Raw genomic sequence first — 14,220 nt, 5'->3', positions numbered from 1 at the left:
GCGGGGCAACCCGCGGCTCTGGAGATTCTGTATGGCAAGTTTCGTACACACGGTCGGCCACTTGGTCTACCGCTTCGACAGCCTCAAGGACGTGATGGCCAAGGCCAGCCCGGCACGCTCCGGGGACTGCCTGGCAGGTGTCGCGGCCAGCAACGACGGTGAGCGCGTCGCCGCGCAGATGGCGTTGGCCAATATTCCGTTGACGCACTTTCTCAATGAAGCACTGATCCCTTACGAAGCAGATGAAGTGACCCGCCTGATCATCGACACCCACGATGCCCAGGCCTTCGCCCCGGTCAGCCACCTGACCGTGGGTGGCCTGCGCGACTGGCTGCTGAGCGAGGAAGCCAACGAAGACAGCCTGCGCGCCCTGGCGCCCGGGTTGACCCCGGAAATGGCCGCTGCCGTTTCGAAGATCATGCGCGTGCAGGACCTGGTGCTGGTGGCGCAGAAAATCCGCGTGGTCACCCGGTTCCGCGGCACCATGGGCCTGCGCGGGCGCCTGTCGACCCGGCTGCAACCCAACCACCCGACAGACGAGCCGGCCGGTATTGCCGCCAGCATTCTCGACGGCTTGCTGTACGGCAACGGCGACGCCATGATCGGCATCAACCCGGCCACCGACAGCATCGCTTCGATCTGCGCCCTGCTGGAAATGCTCGACGCCATCATCCAGCGCTACGACATCCCCACCCAGTCCTGCGTGCTGACCCACGTCACCACCTCGATCGAAGCGATCAACCGCGGCGTGCCACTGGACCTGGTGTTCCAGTCCATCGCCGGCACAGAGGCGGCCAACGCCAGCTTCGGCATCAACCTGAACGTGTTGCAGGAAGGCTACGAAGCGGGTCTGTCGCTGAAACGCGGCACCCTCGGGCAGAACCTGATGTATTTCGAAACCGGCCAGGGCAGCGCGCTCTCGGCCAACGCCCACCACGGCGTCGACCAGCAGACCTGCGAAACCCGCGCCTATGCCGTGGCCCGTCACTTCAAGCCGTTCCTGGTCAACACCGTGGTCGGTTTCATTGGCCCGGAATACCTCTACAACGGCAAGCAGATCATCCGCGCCGGCCTCGAAGACCATTTCTGCGGCAAGCTGCTGGGCGTGCCGATGGGTTGCGATATCTGCTACACCAACCACGCCGAAGCCGATCAGGACGACATGGACACCTTGCTGACGCTGCTGGGTGTGGCCGGCATCAACTTCATCATGGGCATCCCCGGCTCCGACGACATCATGCTCAACTACCAGACCACCTCGTTCCACGACGCGTTGTACGCGCGCCAGACCCTGGGCCTGAAGCCCGGGCCGGAATTCGAGGCATGGCTGGCCCGCACCGGCATCTTCACTCAGGCCGATGGCCGGGTGCGCTTCGGTGACAACCTGCCGCCGGCTTTCCGCCAGGCCTTGGCACAGCTTGCATAGGGACGACCATGGACCATCGCACGCCTACCCCCGACAACCCTTGGCTGGCCCTGCGCAACCTGACCCCGGCGCGCATTGCCCTGGGCCGCACCGGCACCAGCCTGCCGACCGGGGCGCAGCTGGACTTCCAGTTCGCCCATGCCCAGGCACGAGATGCCGTGCACCTGGCTTTCGACCACGCCGGCCTGGCCAGCCAGCTGAGTGACCGCGGGCGCGAAAGCCTGGTGTTGCACAGCGCTGCCAGCGACCGCCACCAGTACCTGCAGCGCCCGGACCTTGGACGGCGGCTGAACGAAGACTCGATTACGACGCTTCGCCAGCACGCCCAGGCCAACCCCGGCGGCGTCGATCTGGCCATCGTGGTGGCTGACGGCCTCTCGGCACTGGCCGTGCATCGCCACACGCTACCGTTCCTGACCCGCTTCGACGAACAGGCTGCCGCCGACGGCTGGACCAGCGCCCCGGTGGTACTGGTGCAGCAGGGCCGCGTGGCAGTGGCCGACGAGGTCGGCGAGCTGCTGGGCGCCCGGATGACGGTGATGCTGATCGGCGAGCGCCCGGGGCTGAGCTCGCCCGACAGCCTTGGCCTGTATTTCACTTACGCACCCAAGGTCGGCCTGACCGATGCCTACCGCAACTGCATTTCCAATATCCGCCTGGAGGGGCTGAGCTATGGCATGGCGGCGCACCGCCTGTTGTACCTGATGCGCGAAGCCTGCCGGCGACAGCTTTCCGGGGTGAATCTGAAGGACGAAGCCGAGGTCCATAGCCTGGAGAATGAAGACAGCGCCAGCCAGAAAGGTAACTTCCTGCTCGGCAAAGAGTAAAAAACCTGTCACGGAAGGCGGATTGCACTTGTGCCGTGCATTGGGCAGCATGCCCTTGAACGCTGCTGGCATTCCGCTGTTTCCCAAATGGACTCTGAGGGCCGCACATGCGCATCATCAAAGCAACCCTGGAACACCTCGACCTGCTCACCCCGTTGTTCGTCAAATACCGTGAGTTCTACGGGCAACTGCCCTACCCCGACAGCTCGCGCAGCTTTTTGGAAAAGCGCCTGAAGCGGGACGAATCGGTGATTTACCTGGCACTTCCGGATGATGACGACAGCAAACTGCTGGGCTTTTGCCAGCTGTACCCGAGCTACTCGTCGCTGTCGTTGAAGCGGGTATGGATTCTCAACGATATCTATGTAGCCGAGGACTCCCGGCGCATGCTGGTCGCCGACCACCTGATTCGCGAAGCGAAGAAAATGGCCAAAGAGACCAATGCCGTGCGCATGCGCGTGTCAACCAGCGCGAACAATGAAGTGGCGCACAAGACTTACGAATCCATCGGGTTTCGTGAGGATACCGAGTTCAAGAGCTACATCCTGCCAATCAGCCAGGATTGACCGGCACCGCCCGCTTCCACGAGCAAAGTAGTGATCCTTGTGGGAACGGGCGTGCCCGCGAAGCAGTTGGCAAAGGAATACCCCTCTACCGTAACCCCCCGCTACAAACTCTCCGGGCATGTTCCTGACTTAGCCGTATAATGGCTCACCTGTCATGTGTGAAAATTTACCCTCCCCCCGGTAACCAAGCCTACGCCCAAGAACACAGGTGCTGTACATGGATTTCAACCCGCTGGACCTTATCCTGCATCTCGATGCCTACCTCGATCTGCTGGTCACCAATTACGGTCCCTGGATCTACGCCATCCTGTTCACCGTGATCTTCTGCGAAACCGGCCTGGTAGTGATGCCATTCCTGCCAGGCGACTCGCTGCTGTTCATCGCCGGCGCCGTGGCGGCGGGTGGCGGCATGGACCCGGTGCTGCTGGCCGGCCTGCTGATGGCCGCTGCAATCCTGGGCGACAGCACCAATTACGTGATCGGCCGAACAGCCGGCGAGCGTTTGTTCAACAACCCCAACTCCAAGATCTTCCGCCGCGACTACCTGCAGCGTACCCACGATTTCTATGAACGCCATGGCGGCAAGACCGTGACCATGGCGCGCTTCCTGCCCATCTTGCGCACCTTCGCACCGTTCGTCGCGGGCATCGCTCACATGCACTATCCACGCTTCCTCGGTTTCAGCGTTGCCGGTTCGCTGCTTTGGGTCGGCGGCCTGGTCACCTTGGGCTACTTCTTCGGCAACGTGCCGTTCATCAAGCAGCACCTGTCGCTGATGGTGGTGGGCATCATCATCCTGTCGCTGGTGCCGATGATTCTCGGCTTGCTGCGTGGGCGCCTGGGCCGTACGGCCAAGGCTCACTGAACAGGTAAAGAACAAACGGCATGTGGTCATTCAGCGCCTGGCGGCGCAAGCGTACTCTGGCGCGTTACCCGATCACGCCACAGCAATGGCAGGCCGTACGCGAGCGGCTGCCGATGCTGGACGGCATCAGCGACGCTGAAGACCGCTGGCTGCGCGAAGCCTGCATCCTGTTCCTGCTCGACAAGCACCTCACCTGCCTGCCCGGTGTCGAGCTGGACGACGAGCAGCGCCTGATGCTGGCCGCCCAGGCACAGTTACCGCTGCTTCACCTGGGTGAGCTGAACTGGTACCAGGGCTTCCACGAAATCATCCTGTACCCCGACGACTTCAAGAGCCCCCAGCGCCACCGCGATGCCAGCGGCGTGGAGCATGTGTGGGACGGCGAACACAGCGGCGAGGCGTGGCAGCAGGGGCCGATCATCCTGGCCTGGAACGGCGTGCAGGCCAGTGGTGGCTGGGAGGCTTACAACCTGGTCATCCATGAGCTGGCGCACAAGCTCGACATGCTCAATGGCGATGCCAACGGCCTGCCACCGCTGCACAGCAGCATGCCCGTTGATGAGTGGGCAACAGCCATGCAGCAGGCCTACGACGACCTCAACCAGCAACTGGACGCCAACCCCGACGCCGAAACCGCCATCGACCCCTACGCTGCGGAAAACCCGGCAGAGTTCTTTGCCGTTACCAGCGAGTACTTCTTTAGTGCCCCCGACCTGCTTCATCAGGCTTATCCACAGGTCTACCGCCAGTTGTCGCTGTTCTACCGGCAAGACCCGCTGGCGCGCCTGTGCCAGCTGCAGGCGGAACACCCCGAGTACCGCGAAAGCCACGCCTGACGGGCCCGCACATCAGGCCAAGCGTGGCATGCCCCGGCAGAATGTGCCTATAATCGCCGCCACTTTTTGGTCAAACACGGGGGCACTGCCCAATGAGCTACAGCAAGATTCCGGCGGGCAAAGACCTGCCGAACGACATCTACGTCGCCATCGAGATCCCGGCCAACCACGCGCCGATCAAATACGAAATCGACAAGGACAGCGACACGCTGTTCGTCGACCGTTTCATGGCTACCCCAATGTTCTACCCAGCCAACTATGGCTTCATCCCGAACACCCTGGCTGACGACGGTGACCCGCTGGACGTGCTGGTGGTTACCCCTTACCCAGTGGCCCCAGGCTCGGTTATCCGCGCCCGTCCGGTTGGCGTGCTGAACATGACCGACGACGGTGGCGGCGACGCCAAGGTCATCGCTGTTCCTCACGACAAGCTGTCGCAGCTGTACGTTGACGTCAAGGAATACACCGACCTGCCAGCCCTGCTGATCCAGCAGATCGAGCACTTCTTTGCCAACTACAAAGATCTCGAGAAGGGCAAGTGGGTCAAGATCGAAGGCTGGGAAGGCGCCGACGCCGCCCGTGCCGCGATCACCAAATCGGTCGCTGCCTACAAAGGCTAATTCCGATTGCAGGAGAAACCCCGCTTAGGCGGGGTTTTTTTATGCAGGAATGGGCAATACGCACATTACCGGTAATAAATCCTACGCCGTCCTACACCAGAGCCTTACAAACAACCACTTTTCATACAAACCCCGTCAACATCCGGTTCATATCCTGTCTGGCAATTCGCCGCTACACTCGCCGCCATGAACACTTCCGGCGACCGCCTCAGGGCCCTGCTCCAAGAATGTGGCCTAACCCCTTCCGATTTCGCCGCCCAGCGCAGCGTCACAGCACAGCACGTCAACAACTGGTTCAAACGCGGTGTACCTTTGGCCCGGCTGGACGAACTGGCCGATCTGTTCTGTGTGCACCGACGTTGGCTGCGCACCGGTGAAGGCCCCAAACACCCCAATCCACTCCTGCGCAACGGCCTTCCACGGCCAGTGCCCGCCAACCCGCTTACCCCGCTGTCGGGCCATCGTGGCCGGTTATTGAAGGTGCCCTACTACGAAGTGAGCAACGGCTTGCTGTCGCCAGTGAGCAGCAAGCACTTGCGCTTGCCGGCAAAAGCCCTGAAGGGTTTGGGTGTGCAAGCCGGCAACGCAATCTGCCTGGCAATGCCGGCCAGCAACATGCTCCCGCTGATTCCCCTGGAAGCTACCCTGGCCATTGATCTGGGCATGACCCAGGTGGTCGAGGGCGAAACCTATGCCCTGCTGCAAAACGGCATGCTCAGGGTAAACAACCTCAGTCTTGGCCCGCACGACACCCTGTACCTGCACAGCCATGACCGGCGCAACTACACGGTCGAACGCTACACCGCTGCCCAGCGTCAGGCGCAGGGCCTGGAAATTCTTGGCTGGGTGTTCCACTGGTCACATTTCCGCCAGCAGCGGCCCAGTTGAAGCGCCCTGGGCAATTTTTTGCTGGGCATCCGCCGCCCGCCCTTGTATGCTACGCCGCACATTAAGCCCCGACCGGCGCGAGCCGCGTTCCAGAGGGCTCGGCGATATCCCACACGGGCATCTGCCATCTCTTTCAGGCCCTTGATGGCCACACAGTTAAGGCGATTGCGGCTTACCATAAATTAGTCGGAAGCGTCCCCGAGAAGCCGGCCACAAGCCGGCTTTTTAATTCCTAACCCTCTGAAGTAAAAGAGAATTTGTGCTAGGCCAAGGTCAGCCCATGCTCTGTCAAAGCACATCCCCCGCATCTATCTGTGCCAAGTCGGCATGAGAGTGAAGGCAAGCTATTTCTCACTTGGCCTGAAAATCTCGGGATAGCATCGTCGAAGCCATTGACGGCTCAATAGCTTGATCATCTCAGAACTGTCGAGCAGCGTGATACACGACGGAATCGCGTCAGCATTTCATCGTAGTTTGTGAGTGATTGCGTATTGAGTCGCAAGCGAAGTGCTGTTCCTTGGTACGAGGTTACCCGGTCTTCTTCACCCGTTGCGCCAAGGAGAAGCCCTGCCCATTACTCGCAATGAAGAAATTGCCCCCTGCTCTTGGCCCTTTCAGTTTGCAGCAAGTAACGCAACCAATGTGAAGCTGACAGAAAAGTAATGTCGGGCTCAGTTATCTGACAGCATCAGGTAGCTAGATTGTCCTTGAGCATAGCGCCATCAGGCCTGTCCGCTTGATTAGGAAGGCAAGCAAACCGGCACACGAGTTGCTGAGACGCGCTTCCAAAAATGTAATTACCCCAGCATCAAAACGATGGCAGCGTCGAGCTTCTTTCCCCCGTAAAGCTTGTGCTCTTTTGAACGTCGTCGAGGCTGATGGGAGCGCTATTGAAACCGTAGGTTGCTACATCCAGCAGCCTGGACACCAGCAATCCATATGAGTGGGCGCAACGGCATGCAAAGCAAAACCACCAGACGCTCCTTCGTCAAAGGCCTGGCTGCTACCGGAATACTCGGCGGGTTGGGCATGTGGCGCATGCCAGTGTGGGCGTTGACCAGTCCTGGCCAGCCGAATGTGCTGACGGGCACCGACTTTGATCTCTACATCGGTGAACTGCCGGTGAATATCACGGGTGCAAAACGGACAGCCATGGCAATCAATGGTTCTGTACCTGGCCCAACGCTTCGGTGGCGTGAAGGCGATATCGTTACGCTTCGTGTGCGCAACCGCTTGAAACAGGACACCTCGATCCACTGGCACGGCATCATCCTGCCGGCGAACATGGACGGTGTCCCAGGCCTGAGCTTCCATGGCATCGCACCAGATGGCATGTATGAGTACAAGTTCAAACTCCATCAAAACGGCACCTACTGGTACCACAGCCACTCTGGCTTCCAGGAGCAAGTCGGGGTGTATGGCGCACTGGTCATCGACGCGAAAGAACCCGAGCCTTTCGCCTATGACCGGGATTACGTGGTTATGCTCAGCGACTGGACGGATGAGGACCCTGCCCACGTTCTATCCAAGCTTAAGAAGCAGTCTGACTACTACAACTTCCACAAGCGGACCGTGGGTGACTTCGTCAACGACGTAAGCGAAATGGGCTGGTCTGCTGCGATGGCCGATCGCAAGATGTGGGCCGAGATGAAGATGAGCCCCACTGATCTCGCGGATGTGAGCGGGTATACCTACACCTACCTCATGAACGGCCAGGCTCCGGATGGAAATTGGACGGGTGTTTTCAAGCCTGGCGAGAAAATCCGGCTTCGGTTCATCAACGGCTCCGCCATGACGTATTTCGATGTACGCATTCCTGGCCTGAAAATGACAGTGGTTGCAGCGGATGGGCAGTATGTCCATCCGGTCTCGGTCGACGAGTTCCGTATCGCAGTAGCCGAAACCTACGATGTCATTGTTGAGCCAGAAGACGAACAGGCATACACCATCTTCGCTCAATCCATGGACCGTACGGGCTTTTCCAGGGGCACCTTGGCCATCCGTGAAGGCTTGCAAGCTGCTGTTCCAACCGTTGACCCACGCCCCCTCATTTCCATGAATGATATGGGCATGGACCACAGCAGCATGGCCGGCATGGATCACAGCAAAATGGCTGGCACGGACCACGGCAGCATGGCCGGCATGGATCACAGCAAAATGGCTGGCACGGACCACGGCAGCATGGCCGGCATGGATCACAGCAAGATGGCTGGCATGGACCACGGCAGCATGGCCGGCATGGATCACAGCAAGATGGCTGGCATGGACCACGGCAGCATGGCCGGCATGAGTAAGGAAATGCAGAGTCATCCAGACTCAGAGCTCAACAACCCATTGGTCGACATGCAGACGATGACCCCGACGGCAAAATTGGATGACCCGGGCATCGGGCTACGTAACAACGGTCGCCGCGTCCTGACCTATGCAGACCTGCGGAGCACCTTCATCGACCCAGATGGACGAGAGCCTAGCCGGAATGTCGAGCTGCACCTGACGGGTCACATGGAGAAATTCGCCTGGTCCTTCGACGGCATCAAGTTTTCCGATGCCGCCCCCCTGCGCCTCAAGTACGGAGAGCGCCTTCGTATCACCTTGATTAACGACACCATGATGACTCACCCCATCCACCTTCATGGCATGTGGAGCGACCTGGAGGATGAGAACGGCAACTTCATGGTTCGAAAACACACCATCGACATGCCACCAGGCTCAAAACGAAGCTATCGCGTAACTGCGGATGCTTTGGGGCGTTGGGCCTATCACTGTCACCTCATGTTCCATATGGAAACGGGCATGTTCCGAGAAGTCCGTGTGGACGAATGAACGGGAGATCCGAGATGAGCAAACCAATGAAACGAAGCACGTTTTTCCTCTCCGCTGCGATGGCTGGCCTGTTTGCTATTTATGCCCCGTTGTCGTGGTCCAGCGATGACCATGAGCAGCACGCCCAGAAAACTGCCGATACTGCGAAAGGCAAAGGTTCCCAGGGCATGGATCATGGATCCATGATGGGTATGGATCATGACTCGATGAAGGGCATGGATCATGAATCCATGATGGGTATGGACCATGACTCGATGAAGGGCATGGACCACAAAAAAATGATGGAATCACATGGCAGCGACAAAGCTAAGGCAGGGAAAGATGGCCAATAGCTTGGCGCGACCATCGCTGCTGGCCTTGACCCTTTCAGCCGGCATGCTAGGCGCTGTGCCCAGCTTTGCCGCTGACGAAATGGACCATTCGGCAATGGGGCACGGGTCCATGAAAATGAGCAGGGCCCCGTCGCATGACTCGATGGCAGGCATGGACCATGGGGCGATGGATCACTCTACGATGAACCATGGCTCTGGCGAGCCTGCGACCAGCAGCCGTACCCCGATTCCCGAACTAACGGACGCGGACCGCCAAGCGGCCTTCCCCCCACTGGGCGGGCATCAGATGCACGACAGCGCGATCAACAGCTTCTTCTTGCTGGATCAACTGGAGTATCAGGACGCAGACGACGGTAGTGCGCTGTCGTGGGACGCTTCTGGCTGGATAGGCGGCGATATCAACCGGCTCTGGCTCCGCTCCGAAGGTGAACGCACTAACGGCGTCACTGAAGATGCCGAGTTGCAAGTCCTCTATGGCCGTTCTATAAGCCCCTGGTGGGATGTGGTTGCCGGGGTGCGCCAGGACTTCGAACCCGAATCCCCCCAGACCTGGGCGGCGTTCGGTATTCAGGGTATGGCACTTTACGACTTCGAAGCCGAAGCCACTGCATTCATCGGTGAAAACGGTCAGACCGCCGCTCGCCTGGAAGGCGACTACGACATTCTCCTGACTAATCGCCTCGTCCTGCAGCCAACAGTTGAAGCCAATTTCTATGGCAAGAACGATCCCGCGCGCGACGTAGGTTCCGGCCTCGCGAATACCGAAGTCGGACTGCGGCTACGGTATGAAATCGTCCGTCAGTTCGCACCCTACATAGGCGTCACCTGGAGCCGCTCCTACGGCAAGACCGCAGACTTCATCCGCGATGAGGGTGGGGATGTGGATGAAGCGCGTTTCGTTGCCGGTATCCGCATGTGGTTTTGAGACCCTTACATGAAAAGAACAATTACAACGCTCGTAGTAGCGGGTGCCGCGGCCAGTGCAGGGGTATTGGGTGCAGCTTACCTTGGCCTGGTCAACGTCGGCGCTGACGATCCGCATTTCCCTGCAGTGCATGCATTTCTGGTCATGGCTCGGGATCGCTCCATTGAGGTACGCGCAAGAAACATCGAGGTACCGAACCTCAAGGATGAAAACCTGATTCGTGTCGGCGCCGGCAACTACAACGCCATGTGCATCGGTTGCCATCTTGCCCCTGGCGTCGAGAAAACAGAGCTCAGCCAGGCGCTTTATCCGTCTCCTCCCAACCTTGGCAAGCTTGGGGTCGGTGGTAAACCCGCCGTAGCATTCTGGACCATCAAGCACGGCATCAAAGCCTCTGGCATGCCTGCCTGGGGCAAGAGCATGGGCGATGAGTACATCTGGGGACTCGTTGCATTTCTGGATCAACTACCCCAGATGAACGCCCAACAGTACAACGCGATGGTAGCGATCAGTGGCGGTCACCAGCATGGTGGAGGTGAAAGTGAAATGCACAGCCATGAAGGCCAACACGGCGACAACGTGCCCAATCACCCTGCAGAGGCAGTCTCGGGGAGAGATCATCATGACAGGGGACATGCACAGGCACACCATCCCAAATCACCATCACCAGAGCCCGCACCTGAACACCACGGCCATGACGAAACTGGCAGTGATCACCACTCAAAGCCGGCTCAGAAGAAGCATATTCACCGTGATGGTGCGGAACATACCCATGAAGGCTAATTACGATCCGCCCATGAGTCAGCCGTCATAAGTCGCGGAAAAAGCCGGTCAAAAACGACCCAAAAGTGGCGGATCTCAACGCTTTAAAAAGGTTAAAACCAATACTAATCATATGGATAGTCTTTAAAAACCAACCATAAGCCGGCTTTTTAATTTAACAAGCCTTTAAAAACAGCAGTCACAATCCGCGGGTATCCAACCCCGACCTACGTGCACAGCACGCAGCCCCTTGCACCTCCTGCTGTGCTCAGCCCCCCCCCCCCGCTGTTCAAGGACAGCACGCTAGCGATCCTGGTGTGTCTGCGTCTTCTTGCAATGCATATAGACATCAAATTGATATTTCGAAATCTTCCAAGGGGGCGGTTTTTTTGAAGGTGAGCGTTTCGCACTAGACTATAATTAAAGGATTAGATGTAGGCCGACACGTGCAGCTGTCCTTGGAGATTGCTTAATAATAATATTTAATCTGTAACGGCTTGGTGTAGTGATGAGGACTTAGCATGAACGCCTTGTTGAAAGAGCTGCACGCCTATCATCATGAGGTGGCTAGCAAAATTACTCAGATCAAAGAATTACTGGAGAGGATAAGGCACGGATCCGCGGGTGCCGATGACTGCAAGCTGTTGTTTAAGCAGCTGGAAGCCTTGCATGGTGATGCAGAGCGACACCACCATGAAAATGAAGAGCTTATTCGGCTGGCCTTGCTGGCAACCGACGCACCGATTCACCAACGGGTCATGGCTATCGAGCAAGATCATAAAGCCTTCAAGCGAATTGCCGGACAGCTCAAGATGTTGGAGCAGTCAACGCAAGAGGCGAGAGTAATCGCCGACACGATCGAAGACTTCATCAAGAAATATTATGACCATATGGATGCCGAGGAGAATATTTTCTTTCCGGTGGCAGACAAGTGGTTGTCAGACACCCAATGGCAGGAAATAAAGCATCAATGGCACCCCTCGTAGATTTAATTTTCTTGAATTAAAAGCACGCTACTTATTAACACGCGGCCTCACAACTTAATGGCCCTGATACCCGAGGGTGCAGATACGCTCCCACGTTTCTCATCATTCAGCCTCAAGGCCGCGCCCTTTGCAGGCGCGGCCTTGTTTTACGGCGCACCTAGCAGCCACAGACTTCGTCAGAAGTCATACCGCGCCCCAACCATCATGCTGCGCGACGGCCCGTAGAAGTTGAACGTCGAGGTAGACCCCACCCGCGACAGGTAGTCCCGGTCGAACAGGTTGTTGACGTTGAGGGTGGCCGTCAGCTTCGAAGTCACCGGGTAAGACAGCATCGCATCCACCGTGGCATAGCCCGGTGCATCGATACGCACGCCGCCACTCTCGGAGTGGAAGTTGCTCATCGCCGATATACCGCCACCCAAGGCCAAGCCGGTCAGCGGCCCTTGGCTGATGGTGTACTTGCTCCAAAGCGAAGCCTGGTTGCGCGGCATGATGAAGAACGTGGTTTCGGCGTCCCCCTTGACGGTTTCGGTCTCCATCCACGTGTAGCCAGCCAGCAGTTCCCAGTTTGGCGTCAGCTTGCCGCTCACTTCCACTTCCGCGCCCTTCACGCGGGTCTTGCCGGATGCAACGGAGTCGGTGGTGGCCACACCATCAGCATCGTACACGGTGGTAGCGCGGTTCTTGTCGGTCAGGCGGAATACCGAGAAGCGCGTATTCAAGTCGCCGCCAAAGTAGCTGCTCTTAAGGCCGAACTCGTACTGCTCGCCTTCACGCGGTTTCAGCACCCGACCATTGCTGTCGGTGTCGGACTGCGGCTTGAACACCTGCGAATAGCTGGCGTACAGCGCGTGGTTGTCGGTCAGGTCATAGACCAGGCCACCATAAGGGGTGAAGTGGCCGTCGACGCGTTTGCTGTCATTGGTGGTGGCGCCGCTGCTAAGGGTGGTGGTGTAGAAGTCACCGCGATACCAGCTGAAGCGGCCACCGGCAATCAGCGCCAGGCGTTCCACCGGGCGGAAGGTCACTTTGGAGTACAGGCCGTACTCCTCTTCCTGCATGCCGGTCTCGGTGCTGTAGTTGGGCGACGGCTTGGCGAACTGCTTCGGCGAGTAAGTATTCACGTTGATCGCGCCGAGATTGGTGGTGCCGTTGAGGTACTCGGTGTCGTAGTTCTTGTAGTCACTCCCGACCACAAACTCGCTTACCTGCCCGAAGGTCTCGAACGGCTGGCTGTAGCTGGCGTCCAGCGAATAAGTGTCTTGCGTGAAATCACGGGCGCTGGCGCGCTCGGAGTTGGCGCCTGTGGTGGCATTGGTTGCAGTGAAGGCGTACAGATAGTTAGTGTCGCGGTGCGAGCCACGGGCCGCGACACGGCCGTAACCGCCATTGTCGAAGCGGTGGGTCAGCTCGGCGACCAAGTCGGTGGTCTTGCCGTCGAAGTAGTTCCAGTCGGCCCCCAGGAAACGCGAATGGCTGAAGTCGGGCACCTCGCCGGACAACGTGGCCGGGTAGCCGTTGTGCGGGGTGATGTTCTTCACTTCATGCATCAGGCCGAACGACAGGGTGGTGGCGTCGTCCAGGTCGATGTCCAGCGCACCGTAGTAGGTGTTGCTGGTGTTGGCGTTGTAGTCCACTTCACCATTGGTGTCGTCACGGGATGCGATGAAGCGCCCGCGCACGCGACCGGCCTCGTCCAGCGGCCCGCTCAGGTCGATTTCCTCATGATTGGTGTCCCAGGTGCCGTAGCTGCCTTCGATATGCCCCTGAAACTCGGCGGTCGGGCGCTTGCGCACCATGTTGACGATGCCACCCAGCTCGCTGGTACTGCTAAACAGCCCGGCCGGCCCGCGCATGATTTCGACGCGGTCGAACGCCGCCAACGACGGGACAGTACCGAAGATGCTGGCCATGGGCGCCGGCAGGCCGTCGATATTGAACTCGCTGTACTCGTAGCCACGGGCGTAGATCGACGAGCGGCCGCTGTCATTGGTCAGGGTGCGCAGGCCAGCGGTGTACTTGGCCAGGTCATCCAGGTGCACGAACTGGCGATCCTTGACGTAGTCCTGGGTGTAGACGGTGATCGACTGCGGGATGTCCTTGAGCGCTGCCGGCGTCTTGGTGCCCACGGTAGCGGCATCGACGCTGTAACCGCCGGTTTCTTCCGAAGGCAGCATGTCGTACAGGCGGTTGCCTTCGATGGTCAATGCAGGCAGATCAAGCGAGTTGTCTTCGGCCGCCTGGGCCGCTACCGTTTCGGCCACTGCCGATAAAGAAAACGGCGCCAGCAACCCCAGCGCCAGCCATCCCCGAACCCGCTGTAAGCTGCCCACACTTTTGAAACCGGTCATGACACACCCTTCG

13 protein-coding genes are annotated in these 14,220 nt (G+C 58.9%); 12 read left to right on the top strand and 1 reads right to left on the bottom strand.

Going from position 1 to position 14,220, the window contains the following annotated elements:
* The first annotated feature begins 31 nt into the window (after window positions 1–31).
* The 12 genes from ACTJJN_RS17805 to ACTJJN_RS17750 all read left to right on the top strand — a co-directional run bounded on the left by ACTJJN_RS17805 (window position 32) and on the right by ACTJJN_RS17750 (window position 11,856).
* The gene (locus ACTJJN_RS17805; protein ID WP_021783948.1) at window positions 32–1,426 is read left to right on the top strand and encodes an ethanolamine ammonia-lyase subunit EutB; all 1,395 of its coding nucleotides are present in this window, start codon (window positions 32–34) and stop codon (window positions 1,424–1,426) included.
* 8 nt (window positions 1,427–1,434) lie between these two features.
* A complete protein-coding gene (gene eutC / locus ACTJJN_RS17800; protein ID WP_003255358.1) occupies window positions 1,435–2,253 on the top strand; it encodes an ethanolamine ammonia-lyase subunit EutC in 819 nt (272 codons plus the stop codon).
* 107 nt (window positions 2,254–2,360) lie between these two features.
* Window positions 2,361–2,819 (top strand): GNAT family N-acetyltransferase, encoded by a 459-nt coding sequence (locus tag ACTJJN_RS17795; protein ID WP_012051075.1) that lies wholly within the window; start codon window positions 2,361–2,363, stop codon window positions 2,817–2,819.
* Window positions 2,820–3,036: 217 nt separating this feature from the next.
* A complete protein-coding gene (locus ACTJJN_RS17790; RefSeq protein WP_003255361.1) occupies window positions 3,037–3,684 on the top strand; it encodes a DedA family protein in 648 nt (215 codons plus the stop codon).
* 20 nt (window positions 3,685–3,704) lie between these two features.
* Complete coding sequence (locus tag ACTJJN_RS17785) at window positions 3,705–4,520, top strand: zinc-dependent peptidase (protein ID WP_060538986.1); 816 nt, start codon at window positions 3,705–3,707, stop codon at window positions 4,518–4,520.
* A 92-nt stretch (window positions 4,521–4,612) separates the two neighbouring features.
* Window positions 4,613–5,140, top strand: coding sequence for an inorganic diphosphatase (gene ppa, locus ACTJJN_RS17780; protein WP_003255365.1), 528 nt, complete (start codon window positions 4,613–4,615; stop codon window positions 5,138–5,140).
* A gap of 186 nt (window positions 5,141–5,326) precedes the next feature.
* Complete coding sequence (locus ACTJJN_RS17775) at window positions 5,327–6,028, top strand: LexA family transcriptional regulator (RefSeq protein WP_004577015.1); 702 nt, start codon at window positions 5,327–5,329, stop codon at window positions 6,026–6,028.
* Window positions 6,029–6,985: 957 nt separating this feature from the next.
* On the top strand, window positions 6,986–8,851 hold the full coding sequence (locus tag ACTJJN_RS17770) for a copper resistance system multicopper oxidase (protein WP_440781470.1): 1,866 nt from the start codon (window positions 6,986–6,988) through the stop codon (window positions 8,849–8,851).
* The gene (locus tag ACTJJN_RS17765; RefSeq protein WP_017148071.1) at window positions 8,848–9,183 is read left to right on the top strand and encodes a hypothetical protein; all 336 of its coding nucleotides are present in this window, start codon (window positions 8,848–8,850) and stop codon (window positions 9,181–9,183) included. The genes ACTJJN_RS17770 and ACTJJN_RS17765 overlap by 4 nt, the downstream gene beginning before the upstream one ends.
* A complete protein-coding gene (locus ACTJJN_RS17760) occupies window positions 9,173–10,108 on the top strand; it encodes a copper resistance protein B (protein WP_440781469.1) in 936 nt (311 codons plus the stop codon). The genes ACTJJN_RS17765 and ACTJJN_RS17760 overlap by 11 nt, the downstream gene beginning before the upstream one ends.
* 9 nt (window positions 10,109–10,117) lie before the next feature.
* Window positions 10,118–10,891, top strand: coding sequence for a c-type cytochrome (locus tag ACTJJN_RS17755; protein ID WP_014755188.1), 774 nt, complete (start codon window positions 10,118–10,120; stop codon window positions 10,889–10,891).
* A gap of 500 nt (window positions 10,892–11,391) precedes the next feature.
* The gene (locus ACTJJN_RS17750; protein ID WP_440781468.1) at window positions 11,392–11,856 is read left to right on the top strand and encodes a hemerythrin domain-containing protein; all 465 of its coding nucleotides are present in this window, start codon (window positions 11,392–11,394) and stop codon (window positions 11,854–11,856) included.
* Between the two features lie 176 nt (window positions 11,857–12,032).
* Here ACTJJN_RS17750 and ACTJJN_RS17745 read toward each other — a convergent pair whose 3' ends face one another.
* A complete protein-coding gene (locus tag ACTJJN_RS17745; RefSeq protein ID WP_440781467.1) occupies window positions 12,033–14,207 on the bottom strand; it encodes a TonB-dependent siderophore receptor in 2,175 nt (724 codons plus the stop codon).
* Between the last annotated feature and the right edge of the window lie 13 nt (window positions 14,208–14,220).

It is taken from the genome of Pseudomonas sp. 22515 (assembly GCF_052044625.1).
In the GTDB taxonomy this organism is placed as follows: domain Bacteria; phylum Pseudomonadota; class Gammaproteobacteria; order Pseudomonadales; family Pseudomonadaceae; genus Aquipseudomonas; species Aquipseudomonas alloputida.
Note: the sequence above shows the minus strand (reverse complement) of the source record. Positions and strands in the feature narration are given on the sequence as shown.

Excerpts from the sequence above, each read along its gene's own strand:
- ACTJJN_RS17765 (WP_017148071.1), top strand. The coding sequence starts at position 8,848 with ATGAACGGGAGATCCGAGATGAGCAAACCAATGAAACGAAGCACGTTT.
- ACTJJN_RS17745 (WP_440781467.1), bottom strand. The coding sequence starts at position 14,207 with ATGACCGGTTTCAAAAGTGTGGGCAGCTTACAGCGGGTTCGGGGATGG.
- ACTJJN_RS17790 (WP_003255361.1), top strand. The coding sequence starts at position 3,037 with ATGGATTTCAACCCGCTGGACCTTATCCTGCATCTCGATGCCTACCTC.
- ACTJJN_RS17770 (WP_440781470.1), top strand. The coding sequence starts at position 6,986 with ATGCAAAGCAAAACCACCAGACGCTCCTTCGTCAAAGGCCTGGCTGCT.
- ACTJJN_RS17805 (WP_021783948.1), top strand. The coding sequence starts at position 32 with ATGGCAAGTTTCGTACACACGGTCGGCCACTTGGTCTACCGCTTCGAC.
- ACTJJN_RS17750 (WP_440781468.1), top strand. The coding sequence starts at position 11,392 with ATGAACGCCTTGTTGAAAGAGCTGCACGCCTATCATCATGAGGTGGCT.
- ACTJJN_RS17785 (WP_060538986.1), top strand. The coding sequence starts at position 3,705 with ATGTGGTCATTCAGCGCCTGGCGGCGCAAGCGTACTCTGGCGCGTTAC.
- eutC (WP_003255358.1), top strand. The coding sequence starts at position 1,435 with ATGGACCATCGCACGCCTACCCCCGACAACCCTTGGCTGGCCCTGCGC.
- ACTJJN_RS17775 (WP_004577015.1), top strand. The coding sequence starts at position 5,327 with ATGAACACTTCCGGCGACCGCCTCAGGGCCCTGCTCCAAGAATGTGGC.
- ppa (WP_003255365.1), top strand. The coding sequence starts at position 4,613 with ATGAGCTACAGCAAGATTCCGGCGGGCAAAGACCTGCCGAACGACATC.
- ACTJJN_RS17795 (WP_012051075.1), top strand. The coding sequence starts at position 2,361 with ATGCGCATCATCAAAGCAACCCTGGAACACCTCGACCTGCTCACCCCG.
- ACTJJN_RS17755 (WP_014755188.1), top strand. The coding sequence starts at position 10,118 with ATGAAAAGAACAATTACAACGCTCGTAGTAGCGGGTGCCGCGGCCAGT.
- ACTJJN_RS17760 (WP_440781469.1), top strand. The coding sequence starts at position 9,173 with ATGGCCAATAGCTTGGCGCGACCATCGCTGCTGGCCTTGACCCTTTCA.